At 53.0% G+C, this 19,600-nt stretch carries 15 protein-coding genes; 5 read left to right on the forward strand and 10 right to left on the reverse strand.

The annotated features are described in order from the left end of the window. Positions 1 to 163 precede the first annotated feature (163 nt). The 3 genes from DHN43_RS20395 (at position 164) to DHN43_RS20405 (ending at position 3,796) form a co-directional block, all read left to right on the forward strand. Positions 164 to 841, forward strand: coding sequence for a GntR family transcriptional regulator (locus DHN43_RS20395; RefSeq protein WP_108819838.1), 678 nt, complete (start codon positions 164 to 166; stop codon positions 839 to 841). A gap of 190 nt (positions 842 to 1,031) precedes the next feature. Beyond that, positions 1,032 to 2,423, forward strand: coding sequence for an aspartate aminotransferase family protein (locus DHN43_RS20400; RefSeq protein ID WP_108819839.1), 1,392 nt, complete (start codon positions 1,032 to 1,034; stop codon positions 2,421 to 2,423). A gap of 23 nt (positions 2,424 to 2,446) precedes the next feature. Continuing rightward, positions 2,447 to 3,796 (forward strand): NAD(P)/FAD-dependent oxidoreductase, encoded by a 1,350-nt coding sequence (locus tag DHN43_RS20405; RefSeq protein WP_108819840.1) that lies wholly within the window; start codon positions 2,447 to 2,449, stop codon positions 3,794 to 3,796. On the opposite strand, the gene DHN43_RS20410 is transcribed toward DHN43_RS20405, so the two are convergent. The 10 genes from DHN43_RS20410 to DHN43_RS20455 all read right to left on the reverse strand — a co-directional run bounded on the left by DHN43_RS20410 (position 3,788) and on the right by DHN43_RS20455 (position 15,781). Continuing rightward, entirely contained in the window at positions 3,788 to 5,194 is a 1,407-nt protein-coding gene (locus DHN43_RS20410) for a GH1 family beta-glucosidase (protein WP_108819841.1), read from the reverse strand. The genes DHN43_RS20405 and DHN43_RS20410 overlap by 9 nt on opposite strands. Continuing rightward, positions 5,175 to 6,839, reverse strand: a complete 1,665-nt coding sequence (locus tag DHN43_RS20415) for an amino acid ABC transporter permease (protein ID WP_108819842.1) — start codon at positions 6,837 to 6,839, stop codon at positions 5,175 to 5,177. The genes DHN43_RS20410 and DHN43_RS20415 overlap by 20 nt, the downstream gene beginning before the upstream one ends. A gap of 123 nt (positions 6,840 to 6,962) precedes the next feature. Then, entirely contained in the window at positions 6,963 to 7,715 is a 753-nt protein-coding gene (locus DHN43_RS20420; RefSeq protein ID WP_108819843.1) for a basic amino acid ABC transporter substrate-binding protein, read from the reverse strand. A gap of 63 nt (positions 7,716 to 7,778) precedes the next feature. Continuing rightward, on the reverse strand, positions 7,779 to 8,807 hold the full coding sequence (locus DHN43_RS20425) for a LacI family transcriptional regulator (protein WP_108819844.1): 1,029 nt from the start codon (positions 8,805 to 8,807) through the stop codon (positions 7,779 to 7,781). A gap of 353 nt (positions 8,808 to 9,160) precedes the next feature. Continuing rightward, entirely contained in the window at positions 9,161 to 10,018 is an 858-nt protein-coding gene (locus DHN43_RS20430; protein ID WP_108819845.1) for a carbohydrate kinase family protein, read from the reverse strand. Beyond that, positions 10,015 to 11,073 (reverse strand): ABC transporter ATP-binding protein, encoded by a 1,059-nt coding sequence (locus tag DHN43_RS20435; protein ID WP_093523709.1) that lies wholly within the window; start codon positions 11,071 to 11,073, stop codon positions 10,015 to 10,017. Before DHN43_RS20435 ends, DHN43_RS20430 begins: the two co-directional genes overlap by 4 nt. A gap of 4 nt (positions 11,074 to 11,077) precedes the next feature. After that, on the reverse strand, positions 11,078 to 12,565 hold the full coding sequence (gene argH / locus DHN43_RS20440; protein WP_108819846.1) for an argininosuccinate lyase: 1,488 nt from the start codon (positions 12,563 to 12,565) through the stop codon (positions 11,078 to 11,080). Further along, positions 12,562 to 13,440, reverse strand: a complete 879-nt coding sequence (locus DHN43_RS20445; RefSeq protein WP_108819847.1) for a carbohydrate ABC transporter permease — start codon at positions 13,438 to 13,440, stop codon at positions 12,562 to 12,564. Before DHN43_RS20445 ends, argH begins: the two co-directional genes overlap by 4 nt. A gap of 1 nt (position 13,441) precedes the next feature. Further along, positions 13,442 to 14,335: a carbohydrate ABC transporter permease gene (locus tag DHN43_RS20450; RefSeq protein WP_063289273.1), complete on the reverse strand. Its 894-nt coding sequence runs from the start codon at positions 14,333 to 14,335 to the stop codon at positions 13,442 to 13,444. 192 nt (positions 14,336 to 14,527) lie between these two features. Continuing rightward, positions 14,528 to 15,781 (reverse strand): extracellular solute-binding protein, encoded by a 1,254-nt coding sequence (locus DHN43_RS20455; protein WP_108819848.1) that lies wholly within the window; start codon positions 15,779 to 15,781, stop codon positions 14,528 to 14,530. A 315-nt stretch (positions 15,782 to 16,096) separates the two neighbouring features. Between DHN43_RS20455 and DHN43_RS20460 the strand changes: the two genes are divergently transcribed. Both DHN43_RS20460 and DHN43_RS20465 read left to right on the forward strand, forming a co-directional pair. Further along, a complete protein-coding gene (locus DHN43_RS20460) occupies positions 16,097 to 17,146 on the forward strand; it encodes an ROK family protein (RefSeq protein ID WP_108819849.1) in 1,050 nt (349 codons plus the stop codon). Between the two features lie 9 nt (positions 17,147 to 17,155). Beyond that, positions 17,156 to 19,549 carry a PIG-L family deacetylase gene (locus DHN43_RS20465; protein WP_108819850.1) on the forward strand — a complete coding sequence of 798 codons (2,394 nt, stop codon included), beginning with the start codon at positions 17,156 to 17,158 and terminating at the stop codon, positions 19,547 to 19,549. Positions 19,550 to 19,600 lie beyond the last annotated feature (51 nt).

Here is a 19,600-nt window from a genome sequence, read left to right on the forward strand (position 1 = left end):
GCACAGCGTTGGTGCTGGCGTGTCTGGATCCGGCCGTCTCCGTTGTTCTTAATTGTGTGCCTGTTTTGAAAGATGACCACAGAATTCTCAGCTAGGCAATAGTTTGTGATCAAATTATCTTTGCAGCTGGTTCGGGTGCTTCTATAGTTCCTTCATGAGTAAGATGACTTTACAAAGCGCTGTTGTTCCTGATGTGGGGATCCCTGTTCATGAGCAAGTTTACCGCCAATTGAGAGAACGGATCCTGTTTGGTGGTTTTCTGCCGGGCAAGGCTGTGACCCTGCGCGGGCTGGCTGAGGAACTGGGTGTGAGTGCGATGCCTGTTCGTGAGGCTGTGCGACGTCTCATTGCAGAAAACGCATTGGAATTACACGGCAATAGGCGTGTTTCTATCCCAGATGTTTGCGAAGATATAATCGATGAAATCTGGTCAGCTCGGCGGTTATTGGAAGTTGAGCTGGCATCCAAAGCTCTGGTGTATTTGAAAGACGAAGATATTCAGGTTCTCCAAGGCATTGATGATCAGATTGATGTCGCTCTGGAAACTGGCGATGTGGAAGGGTACATGCGCGGAAACTACGAGTTTCACTTTTATCTTTACTCAAAAAGCCGATCTGAAATTCTTATCAAGCTTGTCAAAAATCTATGGGTTCAGTTTGGTCCATTTATGCGCCTGGTCTATGGGCGGTCTGGTACTGCGAATCTGGATGACCAGCATAAACAGGCATTGGAAGCGCTGAAAATGCATGATCAGACTGCTTTAAAGGTTGCCTTGGAAGAGGATATTGCACAGGGCATGGGGTTTATCAGAGAGTCTCTCAGTCTTGCTGAGAAGGTTTGACGATCTGCTGTTTTCTCTGGCTGAGTTCATAGAGCCGCATGCTTTGATGGGTTAGACTGGAGGCATAGGCAGGTAGTGTCTTTATTGAAGTAAAGATTGACTCTCCTGCATTTGTGATCACAAAATAATGGGGAGTTTACTTCTATTGCCCGGTTTGCAGGGCGTGCCTCTTTTCGGAAGGACTGACCCCATGGACTATATTGCTAATCTTCCGCCCACTCATGTTCTGCAAGAAAAGGATGCTGCCCACCATCTGCATCCGTTTACAGATACCAAGTCCCTCAACGCTAAGGGGACACGTGTGATTACGCGGGCTGATGGTGTTTATCTTTGGGATTCTGAGGGCAACAAGATCCTGGATGGAATGGCGGGGCTTTGGTGCGTGAATGTGGGGTATGGCCGCAAAGAGATTATCGAAGCGGTTCACCGGCAGATGCAACAACTGCCTTATTACAATACGTTTTTCCAGAGTTCTCATCCGCCTGCGATTGCCCTTGCTGAAAGGATCTCTAATCTGGCGCCGGATCATCTGGACCATGTATTTTTTGCGGGCTCAGGCTCTGAAGCCAATGACACCGTCGTTCGAATGGTACGCCATTACTGGGCCAGTGAAGGCAAACCGACCAAGAAGACGATCATCTCCCGTCATAATGCTTATCACGGCTCTACCATGGCCGGTGCGAGCTTGGGCGGTATGAGTGCGATGCACGCGCAAGGTGGGCTGCCTATCCCTGACATCACTCACATCAACCAGCCTTACTGGTATGGTGAAGGTGGGGACCTGGATCCTGCCGAGTTTGGCCTGATGCGCGCGCGTGAGCTTGAGGCTGAGATTGATCGTCTTGGCGAAGACAATGTGGCAGCCTTCATCGGGGAGCCTATTCAGGGGGCAGGCGGTGTTGTTATTCCGCCGGAGACCTATTGGCCAGAGATTCAGCGTATCTGCCGTGAACGCAACATCCTGCTGATTGCTGATGAGGTGATTTGCGGGTTTGGGCGTACGGGGAACTGGTTTGGCTCACAGACTTTCAACTTCAAGCCGGATCTGATGCCGATTGCCAAGGGGCTTTCCTCTGGTTATCTGCCGATTGGTGCGGTTGTGGTGAGTGAGAAGGTTGCCAAGGGCTTTATTGAGCATGGCGGCGAGTTCTATCACGGATTTACTTACTCTGCGCATCCTGCAGCTTGCGCAGCAGCACTTGCGAACCTTGATATCATTGAAAATGAGCGACTGCCTGAAAAGGTTGCGAATGATACAGGGCCGTATCTGGCTGAAAAGTGGAAAGCTCTCGGCGAGCATCCGCTGGTCGGCGAGGCGCGTATTTGTGGCTTGGTTGGTGCTTTGGAACTTTCACCGGATAAGGCGCGTCGTGCTCGGTTTGAAGCTGAAAAAGGCACTGTTGGGACGATCTGCCGAGATCATTGCTTTGAGAGTGGCTTGGTGATGCGCCACGTTGGCGACAGTATGATCATCTCGCCGCCACTTGTGATTTCGCGCAGTGAGGTGGATGAGTTGATTGAGAAAGCGCATCGTGCGTTGGATCTGACGGCTGCTGATGTTACTGCCCAAGGCATCAACTAGGTTTTGAGGAGGCTCAGGCTCGATTGAGTTTGCACCGCATATTTCAAGAGGATGCATATGGAGAGCAATCGGTCGCCGAGAATTTCTGGCATCGTTCGCTCTCTCCTCAGGCGCTTGGTGCGCCGCTTTCCGATGAACAGTCCTGTGAAGTTGCTGTTGTTGGAGGTGGATACGCAGGGCTGTCTGCAGCGTTGAAACTTGCGCAGCAGGGTGTCGATGTTGCGGTGCTGGATGCTCAACATATTGGATGGGGGGCTTCTGGTCGCAATGGTGGTTTTTGCTGTCTGGGCGGGACGATTGCAGATGATGCTGACTTGATTGATCGCTATGGGGAAGCGGATGCACGGCGGTATTTTTATGCAGAGCGTGCAGCCATTGATCTGGTTGCAGAGCTGTTAGAGCAGAACTCGATTGATGCTGATGTTGTTTCCAAAGGAGAAACGGTTCTTGCACACAAAGCTCGGCGTGTTGATCAGCTGAAAGATACAGCTGCAGACATACAAAAGCGCTATGGGATCAGCTGCACCTTTCATGACAAAGATGAACTTGCAGAGCTTGGGATGACGGCCTCTGGGCTTTCTTCTGGGCTGACAATTCCAATCGGGTTTGCGCTGCATCCTTACAAATATGCGCGTGGTCTTGCTAAGGCTGTGAAGGCGCAAGGAGGCCGGTTTTATGAACAGACCTCTGTGCTCGGCATTACTCCTGCTGCAGATGGGCAGTATGTCCTGAAAGCAAGAACTGGCCAGTTGCGTGCGCAAAAAATACTTTTGGCGACCAATGGCTATTCCTCTGAAAATATGCCGGAGTGGATGGCTGGAAAATATCTTCCGATACAATCTAACATTTTGATGTCGCGCGTTCTTTCTGATGAGGAGTTGAAGCGTCAGGGGTGGTTCTCTAGTCAGATGGCCTATGACACCCGGACTTTGCTGCATTACTTCCGTCTGCTCCCGGACAGGCGAATGCTCTTTGGTATGCGGGGAAGCGTAAGTGCTACGCCACATGCGCGAAAGCGTATGCGCACAGCTACACGGCGTGACTTTGAGCGGATGTTTCCTGAATGGGCGAAAGTTGAAACGCCAGATTTCTGGTCTGGTCTTGCCTGTTTGACCCATAAACTCGTGCCATTTGCAGGTGCGGTTCCCAATACGCAGGGGCTTTACGCTGCTTTTGGTTATCATGGGAATGGCGTTGCTATGGCCACTTATGCCGGGCAGCTGGTGGCAGCTGAGATCCTGGGTGAGGCAACAAAAATGCCTTACCCAAGTTTTATGAAGCTGGCGCCGACAGAGTTTCCTTTCAGGGCTATGCGCCGCCACCTGCTTGCTCTCAGCTACACCTGGTTTGAGTTGAAGGACAGATTACTCTGAGGTTTCCTGCATCTCACTCTGCAGTTGGTTGGCAACCATGGAGTAAAGTCTGCCGCTTTGCTTGATGGTGCGTTTCTGGGTTTCAAAATCAACGTGGATCAGGCCAAAGCGCGGGAGATACCCTTCGGCCCATTCGAAGTTGTCCATGAGTGTCCAACAGAAATATCCTTTTAGTGGTATTCCATCTTCAATCGCTCTGGCTGCCTGCTTCAGATGGGACAGAACGTAGGTGCTGCGATCCCAATCCCGAATGCTTCCATCTGTTTCCAGAGTATCGGAGAAGGCGGCTCCGTTTTCGGTTATGAAGAGCTGTTTCGGAGCATAGTTGGTGTTTACATACTGCAGAATGTCATAGAGGCACTCGGGATGAACTTCCCAGCCCATCTGGGTGTATTGGCCTTCTGGTAGGTGGCGCTTGAAGTTGACTGGTGCGAACTCGGTGCCATTCTTGATGATAGATCTGCGGTAGATGTTGATGCCGAGGTAATCCAGAGGTTGGGCAATCTCCTGAAGGTCTGTCACCTCAATATGAGGAAGGACAGTCTTGTATGTCTCAAGCATGTCATCTGGATATTGACCTTTAAAGATGGCATCCAGATACCAGCGGTTCTGACAGCCTTCAAAGCGTCGAGCTGCATCAATATCTGTAATGGCGTCGCTGGCTGGGGTGACTGGATTCAAATCCAGAACAATGCCGATTTGAGCGTCAGGTACGTTCTTGCGGATGATTGGAACAGCTCTGCCATGAGCCAGGAGGGCGTGGTGACTTGCCGCCAGTGCTGCTTTTGCGCCGCCGCCGAGGCCGGGTGCGTCCTCCTTCAATCCATAGCCCCACCATGTGAAGGTGAAGAGCTCGTTGAATGTGGTCCAGTGTTTGATTTTAGAGCCAAGTCGTTTCGTGGTGATATCGACGTAATTGATATAGTCGTCTACCAGCCCTCTACGCAGCCAGCCGTCGCCTTCTTCTTGCAGGGCAAGCGGTAAGTCCCAATGGTACAGGGTTGCGTAGGGTGTGATGCCGGCTTTCAGCAGTAAGTCGGTCAGGCGCTCATAGAAGGCCAGGCCCTCTTCATTGATCGGCCCACGGCCATTGGGAAGGATGCGCGACCAGCAGATGGAGAAGCGATAGGCCGTGAGACCGAGCTCTTTCATCAAGGCGATGTCTTCTTCCAGCCGGTGGTAATGATCACAGGCTATGTCGCCGTTGGTACCGTCTGCAATATTGCCGGGAATGTGGGTGAAGTGATCCCATACAGTAGGGCCGCGACCGCCTTCGTTGACGGCACCTTCAATTTGATAAGACGCAGTTGCGGCTCCCAGAACCATGTCTTTTGGGAACTTGATTGAGTTTGCCAGCTGTTGGAGATGCTGCAGTTTACTAGTGTGATTTGCGCTCATAACGTCTCTCAATTGATTTGATTATGCTGGCAGCGCCCAGAGTGAGGACGACATAAAGAATTGCAGCGGAGTTGAATGGGGCAAATGGCAGGAAGCTGCTCGCCTGAAACTCTCTCATACGCTGTGTAACGTCGCGAACAGAGAGGATCGACAGCAGAGAGGTGTCCTTCAACATGGCGATGAACTCATTGCCAAGTGGCGGGATCACAATGGACAAAGCTTGTGGGAGCACGACAAAGCGGGCGACTTTCCAACGGCTTAGGCCCAAACTCCGTGCGGCTTCAATCTGTCCTTTGGGGACGGCTAAAATGCCGGCCCGGAAAATTTCGGCCATGTAGGCGGAATAGCCAATGGAGATGGCGACGATGCCGCGGGTCATGTTGGGCAGATTGATTATGCCGTCTGATGCACTTTTGAGGGCTCCGCTGAGAGGGAGACCTACATAGAGGATGATCACCAACATTGGGATGCCGCGGACGGTGTCTATGAAGAACTCTGCCGCAATGGCGAGTGGGTGTTCGTTGCGATAAAAGGAGCAGCTCACCAGCAGCATGGTGAAGAAGCCAAGCACGCCAAACGTGATGGCGGGATACTTGCTCTCATCCGGCAAGAAGGATGTCTGCCAGAGGAGATTTGCATTTGTTGGAACGGCTTCAGTTGGAATGAAAGCTGCCGATACACGTTCGTTCTTTTCAACGGTGACCAGCGCATGGCTTGGGTCCTTCACACTGCGGATGTCGATACTGGTGTGATCTGCGCCATCATATTCGCCAAAGCGGATTTGGTCGGTGATTGACTGCGGGGTGCCTTTGATGATGGCAACGCGGCCTTCCAAGGTTCCGATCAGGCTGTAGGACTGCTGCGGTTGCAGGGCGAAGACAGCGCAGAGACCGAAGAAGATGAGAGCGGCAACGGCGTAGAAGAGGTTGGTATGCTTCTTCTTTTCCAGGCTTTGCAGACCTGCCCAGATGAGGCCTAAGACCATTGAGGCAAAGTAAGCAAAGAATGCTGCGCGGAGGGTGACCATCAAACCGGCAGCGAACCCTGCGTGGGCGACAAAGAGAATGTAAAAAGCACCGAGTAAGTTGGTCAGGAGCAGCAGGGGCAGCGTGTATCTGCTTATGGAAACAAACGCTTGCTTTGATTTACTGAAGTAATGAAACAGTAGGATGCCAAGTGAAGCAATCAGGTAAATGAAGGCGGCTTTGGAGAAAATGCCAAGCACTAAGTTTTGAGCTTCTGGTGTGAGTTGGCGTGGTCTGACTGCTTTTTGGATGAGGTCAGATGTGTAGGGATCAACACTGTTGGCGATGACAGAGTCAACAAAGACTGACAGGTCTATGGTGTTGGTTGCGATTAGCGCCAGAAGGGCAAAATAGATAATGAATGCAGAGTTTTGGCCAAGTTTGTTGGCTTTGCTTGGCTCGGTGCCTTTCAGCAGGGAGTAGGCAAGCCAAAAACCTGCGGTGAAGATGACCAGCAGGCACAGGAAGCCTGCAAACAATGTACTTGCGTTTTCTCCGATGCCGACGATTGCGAAGATCGAGCGCTTGTAGTTGTTGGTTGAGACAAACAGGTAGATTATGAAGGGCATGGTAGCAATGAGGATGACATTGCTGGGCCGCAGTGTTTTTAAGACATTCACGGGATTCCTCCACTCACATCAATGACTTGATGCGTTCCGTGGATCGCTTCAAAATATTGGGAGAGCGGGCTGCTCACATTGAACAGTCCCGCCCGGAGGTTTAGGCATGGTGCCTAAAAGAGATTAGTTCTCAACACCCCAGTATTTGGCAGTGAGGGCATCCCATGTGCCGTCTGCTTTGATTTGCTCAAGGCCTTCGTTGATGGCGTCGACCATTGGTGAGCCTTTTTGGAAGACGATGCCGAGCGGGTCAGATTCCAGTCCTTTGATCGCGGCTGTCAGTTCGCCAGCAAACTCCTGCTCGTAGGCATGGGCGGAGGTGCCGTCGATGATCACGCCGTCTACGTCAGCGTTCTGAAGGGCGAGAATGGCGGCTGCGAATGTGTCGTAAAGGCGTGTGTTCTCACGTGTAACGAGTTTTTCGGCCAGCTGAGCGTTGGTGGTTCCGGTCTGTGCGGCCAGTGTTTTACCACCGCTCTGGAACCCTTCAAGAGATGTGCCTTCGTCTTCTACACGCAGCAGGATAGCTTGGCTGACGACAAGGTAAGGCTCTGAAAAGTCCATGGTTTTCTTGCGCTCATCGGTGATGGACACGCCTGAGACAACAACGTCAAACTCACCTTGGACAAGTGCGGCGAAGATACCGTCCCAGGCGGTTGTTACGAACTCGGCCTTGCAGTTAATCTTCGCGCAGATGGCATCCATGATATCTACATCAAAGCCAACGATTTCACCGGTTCTCTCATCAACGGTTTCCATTGGCGGGTAGGTGGTATCAGAGCCAACTTTGAGAACTTTCCCTTCCAGATCAGCGGCTTGTGCGCTCGCTATCACCATGGTGCCAAGAACAGATGCGGCAATAATTTCACGTAACATATTATGCTCTCCTCATAATTTTGCTTGGCTCAGCCAGAGCGCTGGGCCGTGTGCGTCTGAAGCCTAAGGTTTCAGGCGGTCGTCCTGCCGTTCGATCAGTTGTGGCATGACCATTCTTTGGAGGTCTTGTGCCGGCTCTCCCTCTATGCGGCGAATGATGAACTCGCCGAGAGCCTTGCTGGTTTCTTCAATGGGCAGGAAATATGTCGTGATTGGTGGGGTGAAGTATGCACTGACATTGATGTCGTCGGTGGCGTTCACAATCGCATCCTTGCCGAACTTTATGCCCAGTTCGTAAAAGGCGGAGAGCACGCCGAGTGCGCTGGCTTCGTTGGCGCAAATATAGGCTGTTGGTTTTTTGTCGTGATTATACAGGGCCTTAACGGTCGCTTTGCCGAACTCCGGTGTAAGCGGGCCTGTTGCGATGAATTCAGTTTGGACGTCTATCCCCGCGTCTTGCAGGGCGCGGATGTAGCCGCGTTGGCGTTGTTTGGAGTACATCAGCTCGTCTGGCGGGTTGATGGAGACGATGTTGGCGTGGCCGAGCTGGATGAGGCGGGTGGTGGCTTTTTGGGACATTTCCTGCGAGTTCGCATCCACATAGGAATAGGGAGTGAAGTGCTCACTCATGCCGTATGTGACGAAGGGAAAGTCCTTTTCCAGCATATAACTGATGCGGGCGTCATCGGGGCGGGTGCCTGAAATGATGATGCCGTCGGCCAAACGCTGTTCTACAATATTTCGAATTTCCTGAAAACTGCTGGCAAAATCATCAACCGGATAGATCGCCGCTCGGTACATGGTGCCGCGCAGAGCGCCCATTATGCCATTGAGAATATTAGTATATTCGACACCTTCCCACTCATGGCTGCCAGTGGTGGGAGTGGTCATGACGACGGCGACAGAGTAAGTGCGACCGGTGCGCAGGCGGAGGCCGTCGAGGTTGCGGACGTAGCCGATTTCCTCGGCGATCTGGCGAACGCGCTGTTTGGTCTTGTCCTTGACTGAAGAGCAATCCTTCAATGCTCTTGAGACGGTACCAACCGACAGTTCTGCTTTTTGAGCGATGGTTTTGATTGTTGCGCGTGCCACGAAATGAAATCCGACAGATTGGGCTCTTCCAGACTCAGAAGAGCAATAATTGAAACGTTTGTATTTTAGGGATCAAAATTTATTTCTGTCAAGAATGGCTAAAAATATAGATTTTTTCGAATGATTTGTAATTTTATAATTACGCAAAGAATACGTTTTAATTTTTGCGTTGCAATGTGCGTTGCTATGTAAAATTTGCGCTGAAAGGGTAGGAGGATACGTTCATCGGTATTTCATTGAGGCGCGCATATGTGCTGCGACTGCAAGTGGTGTTGAGGGAAGATGAAGGCGGGGATAAAAGGGAGAGTTAAGGGGGATAAGGGCCACAGCGTGTGTGACCCTTTTTGTTTGATTTAAGGTGCGCCGCCGATGCGCATAACGGCTGCTGCACCGCACTTGTTACCGTCGTGTAGGCAGGTCTTGATGTCTGCACCGCGGAGCCATGAGCTCAGGAAACCAGCGTTGAAGGCATCTCCGGCGCCTGTTGTATCGACAACAGGGACGGGGTTTGCAGCAACGGTGATCTCGCCGTCCTTAGTGATGGCGGTTGCGCCTGCCTTACCCTTTTTGACGACTGTGAGTGTCGGGCAGTTGGCTGGCTCTTTCAGGTAGCCCAAATGCTCTGCTTCCATCTCGTTTGGCAGAAACAGATCCACTTGCGCGATGAGGTTCTGAACGTTGCCATTTAAGAGGCAGTTCTGATCCCATGAGCAATCCAAAGAAACCGTCATGCCTGCGGCTTTGGCGATCTCCAGAAGTTCCGGAAGTTCCTGCAGCGTTGCCAGCTCTCCAATGTGGAGGTGTCTGGCTTTTGATGTGCTGAACGCGTCCAGCATGTCTCTTGGGACTGCGGTACCATTGCGCTTTGTCAGGAAGGCGCGGTCTTCCTGACAACCGATGACGGCTGTTACCTGAGCACCGTTTGCGGTGTTGAATGGCGACAGGCTCAGGTCAACGCCGCTGCGCTGCATCTTGTCTAAAATCGCAGAGCCAAACGGGCCGCCTGGCATGGAGGCCAGAAGGGTCGTTTTGTGGCCCAATGCGGAAAGGTTGGCAGCGGTGATGAAACCGCCGCCTCCGGGTTCAACTGCCAGTTCTTCGGCGTAGGTTTCTTCGCCTAGTCTTGGCAGTTCGGTGAGCCCAGTAAAGATGAGGTCGCAATAAACTCGTCCCGCACAGACGATTGCCCCATCGGTTTGTTTTGAGATCACCGGATAGCCTCCCCGGTGTGTGCATCAAACAAGTGAATGGCTTCAGGTGCTGCATGCAGGTTGACGGTGTCGCCAACGGCAGGCGGTGTTCTGCCGGAGGCTTTGGCGATGACTTCCTTTTCGCCCACTTTTACATAGGCGAGGGTGTCTGTGCCGAGTGGCTCGATCACGGAAACCTCGCCGGAAAAGAGGCCTTCGCCTTCCTGAACCAGCAGGGCATCCGGGCGCAAGCCAACGGCGACCTGCTGATTTTCACTGAGCTTGGTGGTTGGCACCTGAACTGAGGTGCCATTGTCCAGAGCGATCGTTTCTCCCTTCACAATGCCATTCAGCATGTTCATGGAAGGGGCACCGATGAACTGAGCTACAAAGATGTTTGCAGGTTCATAGAAGACTTCGAATGGTGTGCCGACCTGCTGGATGTGACCGTCTTTCATGATCACGATACGGTCTGCCATGGTCATGGCTTCGACCTGATCGTGTGTCACGAAGATGATGGTGTTTCCAACGCGCTGGTGAAGCTTTTTGATCTCCAGTCGCATCTGGGTGCGTAGCTGTGCGTCTAGATTGGATAGAGGCTCGTCAAACAGGAAAGCAGCTGGATCACGCACCATGGCGCGGCCAATGGCGACGCGCTGGCGTTGTCCGCCGGAAAGCTGGTTCGGCTTTCTGTCGAGCAGGTCCGTCAGTTCCAGAATGCCGGAGACTTCATTGATACGCGCGTCCTTCTCGTCCTTGGAGAGTTTGGAGGTGCGCAACCCGAAGCCGATGTTCTTTCGCACTGTCATATGCGGATAGATCGCGTAGTTCTGGAAGACCATGGCGATGTTGCGTTCTTTGGGTTCCATGTCGTTGACCACATCACCGCCGATGCGGATGTCGCCTGCGGAAATTTCCTCCAGACCTGCGATCATGCGCAGGGTGGTGGATTTGCCACAACCGGACGGGCCAACCAGAACAACGAACTCACCGGACTGGATGTCCAGATTGATGCCATGCAGGACCTGAGTGTCCCCGTAGGACTTAACGAGATTGTTTAGGGATACGGTGGTCAATCGATCACTCCTGCACTAGTTTTGCAAAAGCAGCGCTGCGCACTAAAGTGGCCTGCACGCTTTGATCTGCAAATGATTTGTTTTTGGCTCTCAGGGCTTTGGCGGACTGCTTGTAAGTTTCCAAAGCAGCATCCAATGCACTTGGAGCAGGCCCGCCGGGGCGGGTGCGAATAGCAACGAAATTCTCAGCACTGACAGCATGCATGAACTGGTCTTCGCTCATGTTGGATACCTTTTGAGCATGTGCCTCAAAGGCCTTGCCAAATGGGTCAAAACCATCACGCAGTGGCTTTTGCTCTGCGATCACTGCCTTGGCTGTGTCTGCTGCAATCTCATGGGCCTGACGGAAGGAGAGACCTTCCTCACGCACCAGTGTATCCGCCAGTTCTGTGATGGTGATGCAGGAGGCGTTCGTGTTTTTCGCAACGCGCTCTTCGTTGATGGAGCTTGCTGCGATCAGTGCTGCAAAAAGATCCAGCACACGACTGCCGCTTTCAAAGGCGGCATACCCTGCTTGCTGCACTTCACCCTCACTGTCGTTCATGTCAGTGAACGGAGTGTTGTGCATGGTGCCGACGATTGCATCGCACCTGCCAACTGTGACCGATGCCAGATGGCGCAGGTGCTCGATTGGCACTGGATTACGCTTTTGCGGCATGATGGAAGAGATCTGCACCAAGCTGTTTGGCACGTAGAGCTGTCCTACCTCAAAGGCGCTCCAGAACTGCATGTCCTGAATGACACGGCCCAGATGCAGGAACATGAGTTTCATGGCCGAGTAGAGGCCCGTCACGTAATCTACTGAGGCAATGCAACCATAGGAGTTGAGCAGAGGCTCGCTGAAGCCAAGCAGCTGCGCCATACGCTCCCGATTGATTGGGAAGCCGGAGGTGGTGATGGCCGCTGCGCCCATTGGGCAGTGATCAATGCCAGCTCTTGCCAGATTCAATCGCTCCAGATCACGCAGCAGCACTTCCAGCGCGGCGGACAGATAATGTCCGAAGGTGGATGGTTGTGCCGGTTGCCCATGGGTGTAGGCAACAATGAGCGTTTCTTTCTCAATCTCAGCTTTCTTGATCAGCACATCACACAGATGCAGAGCTTGCTGGGTGAGGGCATCACAACGTTTTGCCAGCGCCAGCTTGAAGACCGTGTGGTCCATGTCATTGCGCGAGCGGGCTGTGTGCAGCATGCCAGCGATGTCAGGGCCCAGCCGTTTTTTCAGCTCAGCTTCAACGAGGAAGAAATAGTCCTCGTATTCGCCTGTGTATTCCGGATCAGCGTCAGCCAGGTCCTTTTCGATCTCAAGCAATGCATTGGCGATTTGCTTGCCGGTTTCAACTGGAACAATCCCAGTCTCGCATAGCATCACCAAATGGGCCTGATTGATCTGAGTGATCGAGGCGACATGATGTGCTTTGACCCCTTCAAAGAGTGGTGCGAGCACCGTGTCTTTGTAGACAGGATGGGGGAATTTGGAACTGTCGATCATCCTTTGAGCCCTGCCATTACTACGCCGCGAATGATATAGCGCTGGAATACCAGGAATACGATCAGGGTCGGGATGGTTGAAATTGCTGCGCCTGTCATGATCAGTTCCCACTCCACCTGCGCTTCTACTGAGAAGGTGGTGAGGCCAACGGGCAGGGTGTACATTTCCTGACTGTTGGTGACGATGAGTGGCCAGATGAAGGCTGTCCAGTTGCCGAGGAACACGAAGATTGCCAGAGCTGCCAAAGCTGGGCGTACCAGCGGCATGGCCACGGTCCACCAGATCTGCAGTTCGTTGAGGCCATCAATGCGCGCAGCTTCCAGGAAGTCGTCCGGCACAGTTTCAAAGAATTGTTTCATAAGGAAGGTGCCAAAGGCTGTCATGAGACCCGGGAACATGATGCCCCAGTAGGTGTCGAGCCAACCGAACGCAGAGCTCATCAGGTACCACGGAATAACCAGCATTTCGGTTGGGATCATCAAGGTCGACAGGATGGCGATGAAGATGATGTAGCGGCCCGGGAAGGTGTACTTGCACAGGACGTAACCGACGAGGCTGTCGAATAGCACGTTACAGATGGTGGTGATGGTTGCGATAAGCAAAGAGTTGGTGAACCAGCCGAAGAAGCGGCCATCTTCCAGAACATAGGTGTAGTTCTCGATGGTTGGCTCTTCCGGGATGAGGTTCAGGTTGTAGACCTCAAACGGGTATTTGAATGAGGTGGACAACATGAAGACGATTGGCATGATCATAGCGATGCCGCCTGCAAACAGCAGGAGCCAACGGATGAACTGCGCCTGACTGCGTTTTCTGCGGGCAGAATTGCGCAGGGCCGAGGCCTTCTTGCTTGTGTCTAGAGTATCTGAGAAAGCCATATTACTTATCCCTCATGACGCGCAGTTGCAGCAGGCTGACGACAAGCAAAACGGTGAACAGAACAACTGTTTGTGCTGCCGCATACCCCATGTCAAAAGAGTTGAAGGCCGTGTCATAGATCATCAGAACCAACGGCTTGGTGGAGTTGAGCGGGCCGCCGGGATCATTCGTGGTCATGTTGAAGACCTGATCGAAGATGCGCAGGAAGCCAATGGAGGAGAAGACAACCAGGAAGACGATGGTTGGCTTGAGAAGAGGAATGGTGATCTCGGTTAGCGTTTCCCACGCAGAAATGCCATCAATGCGGGCTGCTTCATAATAGGTTTGCGGAATAGCGCGCAGACCAGCCATGAAGATGATGACCTGAAAGCCCAGTCCTGCCCAGATGGCCGGTGCCAGAATGGATGGCAGTGCAAAGGTGGTTGAGTTCAGGAACGGGATCTGCGGGATGCCGAAGGTGGCCAGCGTGTTATTGAAGACGCCGATTGGAACCGGCTGGTAGAACCAGCGCCAGACCCACGCCATTGCGACCGCACTGGTCATGAATGGCAGGAAGTACAATGCCCGGATCGTGCCATGCATGAAGCGTAGTTTGTCGAGATGGAACGCGATTACGAAGGCAAGGAGCAGGGAGCTTGGTGTTCCCAAAATCAAATAGAGGAAGGTGTTGCCGAACACTTTCCAGAATGTGGGATCACTGAACAGCTTTACATAATTGTCGAACCCGGTCCAATTGCGGGAGCCGAGCAGGTTCCATTCCTGAAAAGAGAGCAGAATAGCGTTCGCTGTTGGATAGAAGCGCACGACTACATAAAAAACGATTGGGATGGCAAGTAGCCCCCACGCCCAGACGATCTGCTTTTGCGAGATCGAGAGCCTCTTATAAATCCCCAAAACCGCCCCCTGGTTATAGCCGGAATTGCAGCAGTTCGCTCAGAATATGAGTCATGAGACTGCTCTAACTATTTGTTTTAAGGTGTTTTATGGCTCTGCTAAAGGAGCCTTTGCCCTACATGCTGTCTTGATGGTGTGGGGGCAAGGTGGAGCCCCCACACACATACGTTTTGATAGACCGTCGCGTGATGCTTAGTTGTAGTAGTCGTCGAGGATCTTCTGCTCTTCGCCTGCTGCCTGAGCAAGAGAGCCATCTACAGACTGATCTTGAAGACGCATACGTCCAACCATGTCCATCAGAGCCTGACGTTGACCACTTTCGTTGGCGAAGATTGTTGTCTTCGCATAGCCGAGGCCTTTGATGAATGGGCCGTAGACTTCGTGGTTGGCATTGGCTTCTGTCATCGCTGCAGATGGTTTTGCAGGAAGTTCGCCAACGGTGTTGAGCCAGACTTGCATGGCCTCATCGGAGGTGACGTATTTCATAAACTTGACGGCAGCATCGTACTTCTCATCGGTGGCTTTGGACGTGATGCCGTTCACCCAGTAAGACGAGTAGTTGGAATGGGTGCCATCAGCTGCGGCTGGCAGCTCTGCAACGCCCCACTTGAGGCCGCGGACTTTGTTGAGTGCACCGATGCGGAAGGAGCCGTCGATGTGCATACCTGCGCGGCCTGCTTTAAAGGCGGCCTGTGGCTCATCCATGAAGCCTGCTGCGGTCACTTTGTGAGTGAACTCAAGATCGGAGTAGTACTTCAGAGCGGCTTTGCCAGCATCTGTGTTGTAGTTCACTTTCTTGTAATTATCCATGTATGGATCGCCGCCGAACTGGCGGATAAGCACTTCGCGGAACCAGTGGTGGTCCTGTGCGTTCATGCCTGTGGTGATGCCAACGGTGGACAGGTTGCCTGCGCCGTCTTTCTGGGTGAGTTTCTTTGCGGTTTCAACCAGTTCGTCCAGTGTCTTTGGCGGGCCGTCGATGCCAGCTTTGTCGAACAGGCGCTTGTTGTAGAACAGAGCCAGTGAGCGCACTGCGGTTGGCAGGGCCATGTACTGATCGCCGCGCTTCATGGCCTGAACCATTGGGAAGAACTCAGCCTCAATTTCAGCTGGCGGGAAAACGTCGTTTGGAAGTGGCTGAATGAGTTGTGCGTTTACGTAGTCGTTCAACCAGCCGTAAAACAGCTGTACCACATCCGGGCCCTGACCTGCAGGGATCGCTGCTGCCACTTTCGTACGGTAATCCGCATACGGGAAGTGGGTCATTTTCACGGTGATGTCTGGGTTTGCCTTCTCGAAGTTTTCGATCAGGGTTTCCATTGCTTTCACACGTGGCTCAAAGAAATATTGCCAGTACTCAATTTCAACTGCTTGCGCGCTGCCTGCTGCATACATTGCGCAAGCCGCGGTGGTTGCCCCCAGCATCCACTTTTTCAACTGCTTCATAAGACCCTCTCCTAAGTCCTAAAGTCGGAGCTGCCCTCTATTCCTCGCCCCGGCTTCTTTTGATAAATTGCGAAAAGAAATGTTCTTCTCTTAATATTTCACAATGCTGAACAGATTTAATTCAATTGAGTTGAGTATTCAAGTGTTTTGATTTAATGGATAGATATGCATCGAAAAACACCACTTAAAATCATTGGCTCCAACGCCGAAAGAACTCGACTTCACAATAGGAAAGTCGTTCTCGGGCACTTACGTTCTCATGGCAAACTGGGGCGAGCAGAACTTGCGCGCCTGACCGGTTTGTCCACACAGGCAATGAGTAACATTATAGCTGAATTGGAGAGCGAAGCTCTGATTCTTGCGGGTGAGCGGCAAACAAAAGGGCGTGGTTTGCCTGCGGTGCAATACACTTTAAATCCGGCGGGTGCTGTTGCGCTGGGGGTGGAGGTTCGCCCCAACGCGATCTTGTGCGCGCTGGTGAATTTTCTTGGCGATACGCTTTACACCAAGCGCATACATATCGAGAGCAGTGAGCCTGCTGTGGTTTTGCCAACCGTTAAGGCGGCCTGCGATGAGGCTCTTTCATCCATTGGCAAGAACGCACCGCCTGTTTTGGGTGCGGGAATCGTTATGCCAGGTCCGTTTGGCCGTGTGGGATTGACCGGAGCAGGGAAGGCCGAGCTGGTTGGCTGGGACGATAAAGATCCGCAGGTGCTGTTTGAAGATGTGCTTCAGGTGCCTGTGCGCGTGGAAAATGATGCGACGGCGGCGGCGATTGCAGAGCAGACAACTGGCTCTGCTACGGATCTGCAATCCTTCTGTTTTGTTTATTTTGGCACTGGTCTGGGGCTTGGGGTGATCTCCAATGGCGAGATCTTGCGCGGTGCGTTTGGCAACGCGGGTGAGCTGGGGCACGTTGTTGTGGAGCGGGGCGGGCGACTTTGCTCCTGTGGCAATCGCGGATGCCTTGAAACCTACACCAGCCGTATGGCGGCCAGTGAGTTTTTGCAAAAGCGCGGCAAGTCTGCCGAGAGCCAGAAGGACCTTTCTGATCTGCTGGCCGTGAATGACCCTGATCTGGATGAGTGGATCTGTGAAGCGGCTGACCCGTTGGCGCAGGCCATTGGAACGCTTGAGAACCTGTTTGATCCGGAGGCCGTTATTCTGGGTGGCGCCATGCCGCCAGAGTTGCTTGAGCGGTTGATTGCTCAACTGAACCTGATTGATGCGACGGTTTCCGTTCGCGCTGACCGGACTTTGCCGCGTGTCGTGCGTGGAGCATCTGGTTGGATGACTGCGGCTCTTGGAGCGGCAGCGCTGATTATACACGACACCTATATTCCAAGTATTTCGAAGGTAGCCTGAGGGGACACGATGCCACTTTCAGAACAAGAACGTATTGCCGAGCACAAACAAAGTGTGCGGATGGTGAACCTTTGGCGGGCGCTGCAGCCGCTCAAGTCAACGGTTTCCTTTATGAATACGGGAGCTCATCCAGATGATGAGATTTCTGAGATGCTGGCAGCGATCGGTCTTCGAGATGGCATTGCCTTGTCTTATGCCTGCGCCAACCGCGGTGAGGGCGGGCAAAATGATATTGGCACCGAGGCGACCGAGAACCTTGGTGTATTGCGCACCGCTGAAATGGAAAAAGCCTGTGATGTGCTGAACATGCGCATGTACTGGCTTTCGGAAAATGCTGAGGACAGCGTTTTTGACTTCGGGTTTTCAAAAAGTGGTGTTGAGACGCTTGGCAAGTGGGGGCATCAACGGACGCTGAAACGGTTTGTTGAAATCATCCGGCAAGAGCGGCCAGACATCATCAGCCCGACTTTCCTGAATATTCCCGGCCAGCATGGTCACCACCGCGCCATGACACAGGCTGCGTTTGAGGTGATGAAAGCGGCGGCTGATCCAGAGTTTCCTGATGTTGATCTGCCGTGCTGGACCGTCAAGAAGCTCTACCTGCCAGCATGGTCCGGGGCTGGCGGGGCGTATGATGATGAAGTTCCACCACCACCTGCGACGCTGGAGTTTGATGGCTACGGTGAAGAGGAAGTCACCGGCTGGAGCTGGGCACAGATTGGGGAACAGTCTCGTGCGTTCCATAAAACACAAGGTATGGGGCGCTGGCAGGCTTACGACAAAAGCAACGTGTGGCCGCTGCATCTGGCGGAGAGCACGGTTGGAACAGAAGAGCTGTCTTTATCCGACAATCTTCCGAAAGACCTTTCCGAGCTTGCTGCGTTTGCAGGAGCTCCGACGCTTTCAGCGTTGCTGGATAAAGCACATGATCATTGTCTGGATGCGATTGAGGCCTTCCCGAACCGTGCGATGATTGGGGCGGCTGCGGCGCAGGCGCTGAAATTGTTGCGCAAAGCGATGGGTGAGTGCCCTGAGGCCGCCCGTGATGAAGTTCTGCACCGTTTGGAGCGCAAGGAGTTGCAGCTTGCAAAGGTGCTTGAGCTAGCAGAGGGCATTGTTGCCTCAGTGCGGTTGTCTCAAGACCAGCTGAAGCGTGGTGAGAGCGTCGAGGTTGCGTTTGAGTGTAACCGTGAAGCCGTAAGCTTTGAGCTGGATCTGCCGAAGGGCTGGGTGCAGCAAGACGGCTGCGTCCAAGTTGGATCTGAAGCAGACACCAGTGATCCGTATCCTGCTGTTTATTGTCCAGATGCGGTTCAGGCGCCCTGTGCAAAGCTTCAGTTTACTTCTCACGGTGTGGCGGTTGAAACGCGGCTGCTGTTTGAGGTGGAGCCGATTGTGCTTCCTTCTCATGTGGTCACATTGGATGACACGGGTTTCGTGCTCAACAACACGCTGGAAAACCGGTCCTTGAGCATTCCGGTGGGTGGGAATGCCGAGAGTTTGAGTCTTGATGTGCCTGAAGGATGGACGGCACAGTTTGATGATGGTGTTTTCCAGATTGCTCTGCCGGATGATGTTGCCAATGGGATTTATGAGTTGCCGATCCTGCAGGGGGGCGAGCAGGCTTACACCGTTCATGTTGTGTCTTATCCGCATGTGAGCCAGCGTGTTCGGGTTACTCCGGCGACGGTTCGGATCTGTGTTGTCGAGGCGCGTCTTGATGCAAAGCGTGTTGGTTATGTCGGGAGCGGTAATGACCGTGTTGCCAAATGGCTTGGTGACATTGGCGTTGAACTGGTTGATTTGCCCGTTGGTGAGTTGAGTGCCAAGCGGCTGCAAGGGCTGGATTGCCTTGTTGTTGGTATCTTCGCATTTCGTAACCGACAGGACCTGCATGATGTGATTGAGGATATTCATGCGTGGGTGAAAGCAGGCGGGCGCCTGATTACACTCTATCACCGTCCATGGGATCGTTGGGATGCAGAAAAGCTTCCGCTTCAGCCGCTTGAGATTGGATCACCGAGCCTGCGTTGGCGGGTGACGGATGAAGATGCCGAGGTGCGCTATCTGAACCCGCAGCATGCCTTGCTCAACCAGCCTAATGAGATTGGCAAGAGCGATTGGGCGAACTGGCACAAGGAGCGCGGGCTCTACTTTGCGAAGAGCTGGAATGCTGCCTATGAACCGCTGCTGGAGATGGCGGACCCTGATGAAGCGCCTCACCAAGGCATTTTGCTTGCGGGTGACTTTGGGCAGGGGCAACACATTCACACCTCGCTTATCCTACATCACCAGATGGAAAAGCTGGTGCCGGGGGCTTTTCGCCTGATGGCCAATCTCGTCTCGAGTGGAGCTGAAGAGGCGAGTGTCTCTCAAAGCGCTGAGGCCTTTGAGGCCAGCTAGTTGATCTGATTGAGGCGCTGCAAAACAGCGCCTCTTTTCTTACGAGCGGTT

This window comes from Pseudovibrio sp. Alg231-02 (genome assembly GCF_900143565.1).
Lineage (GTDB): Bacteria > Pseudomonadota > Alphaproteobacteria > Rhizobiales > Stappiaceae > Pseudovibrio.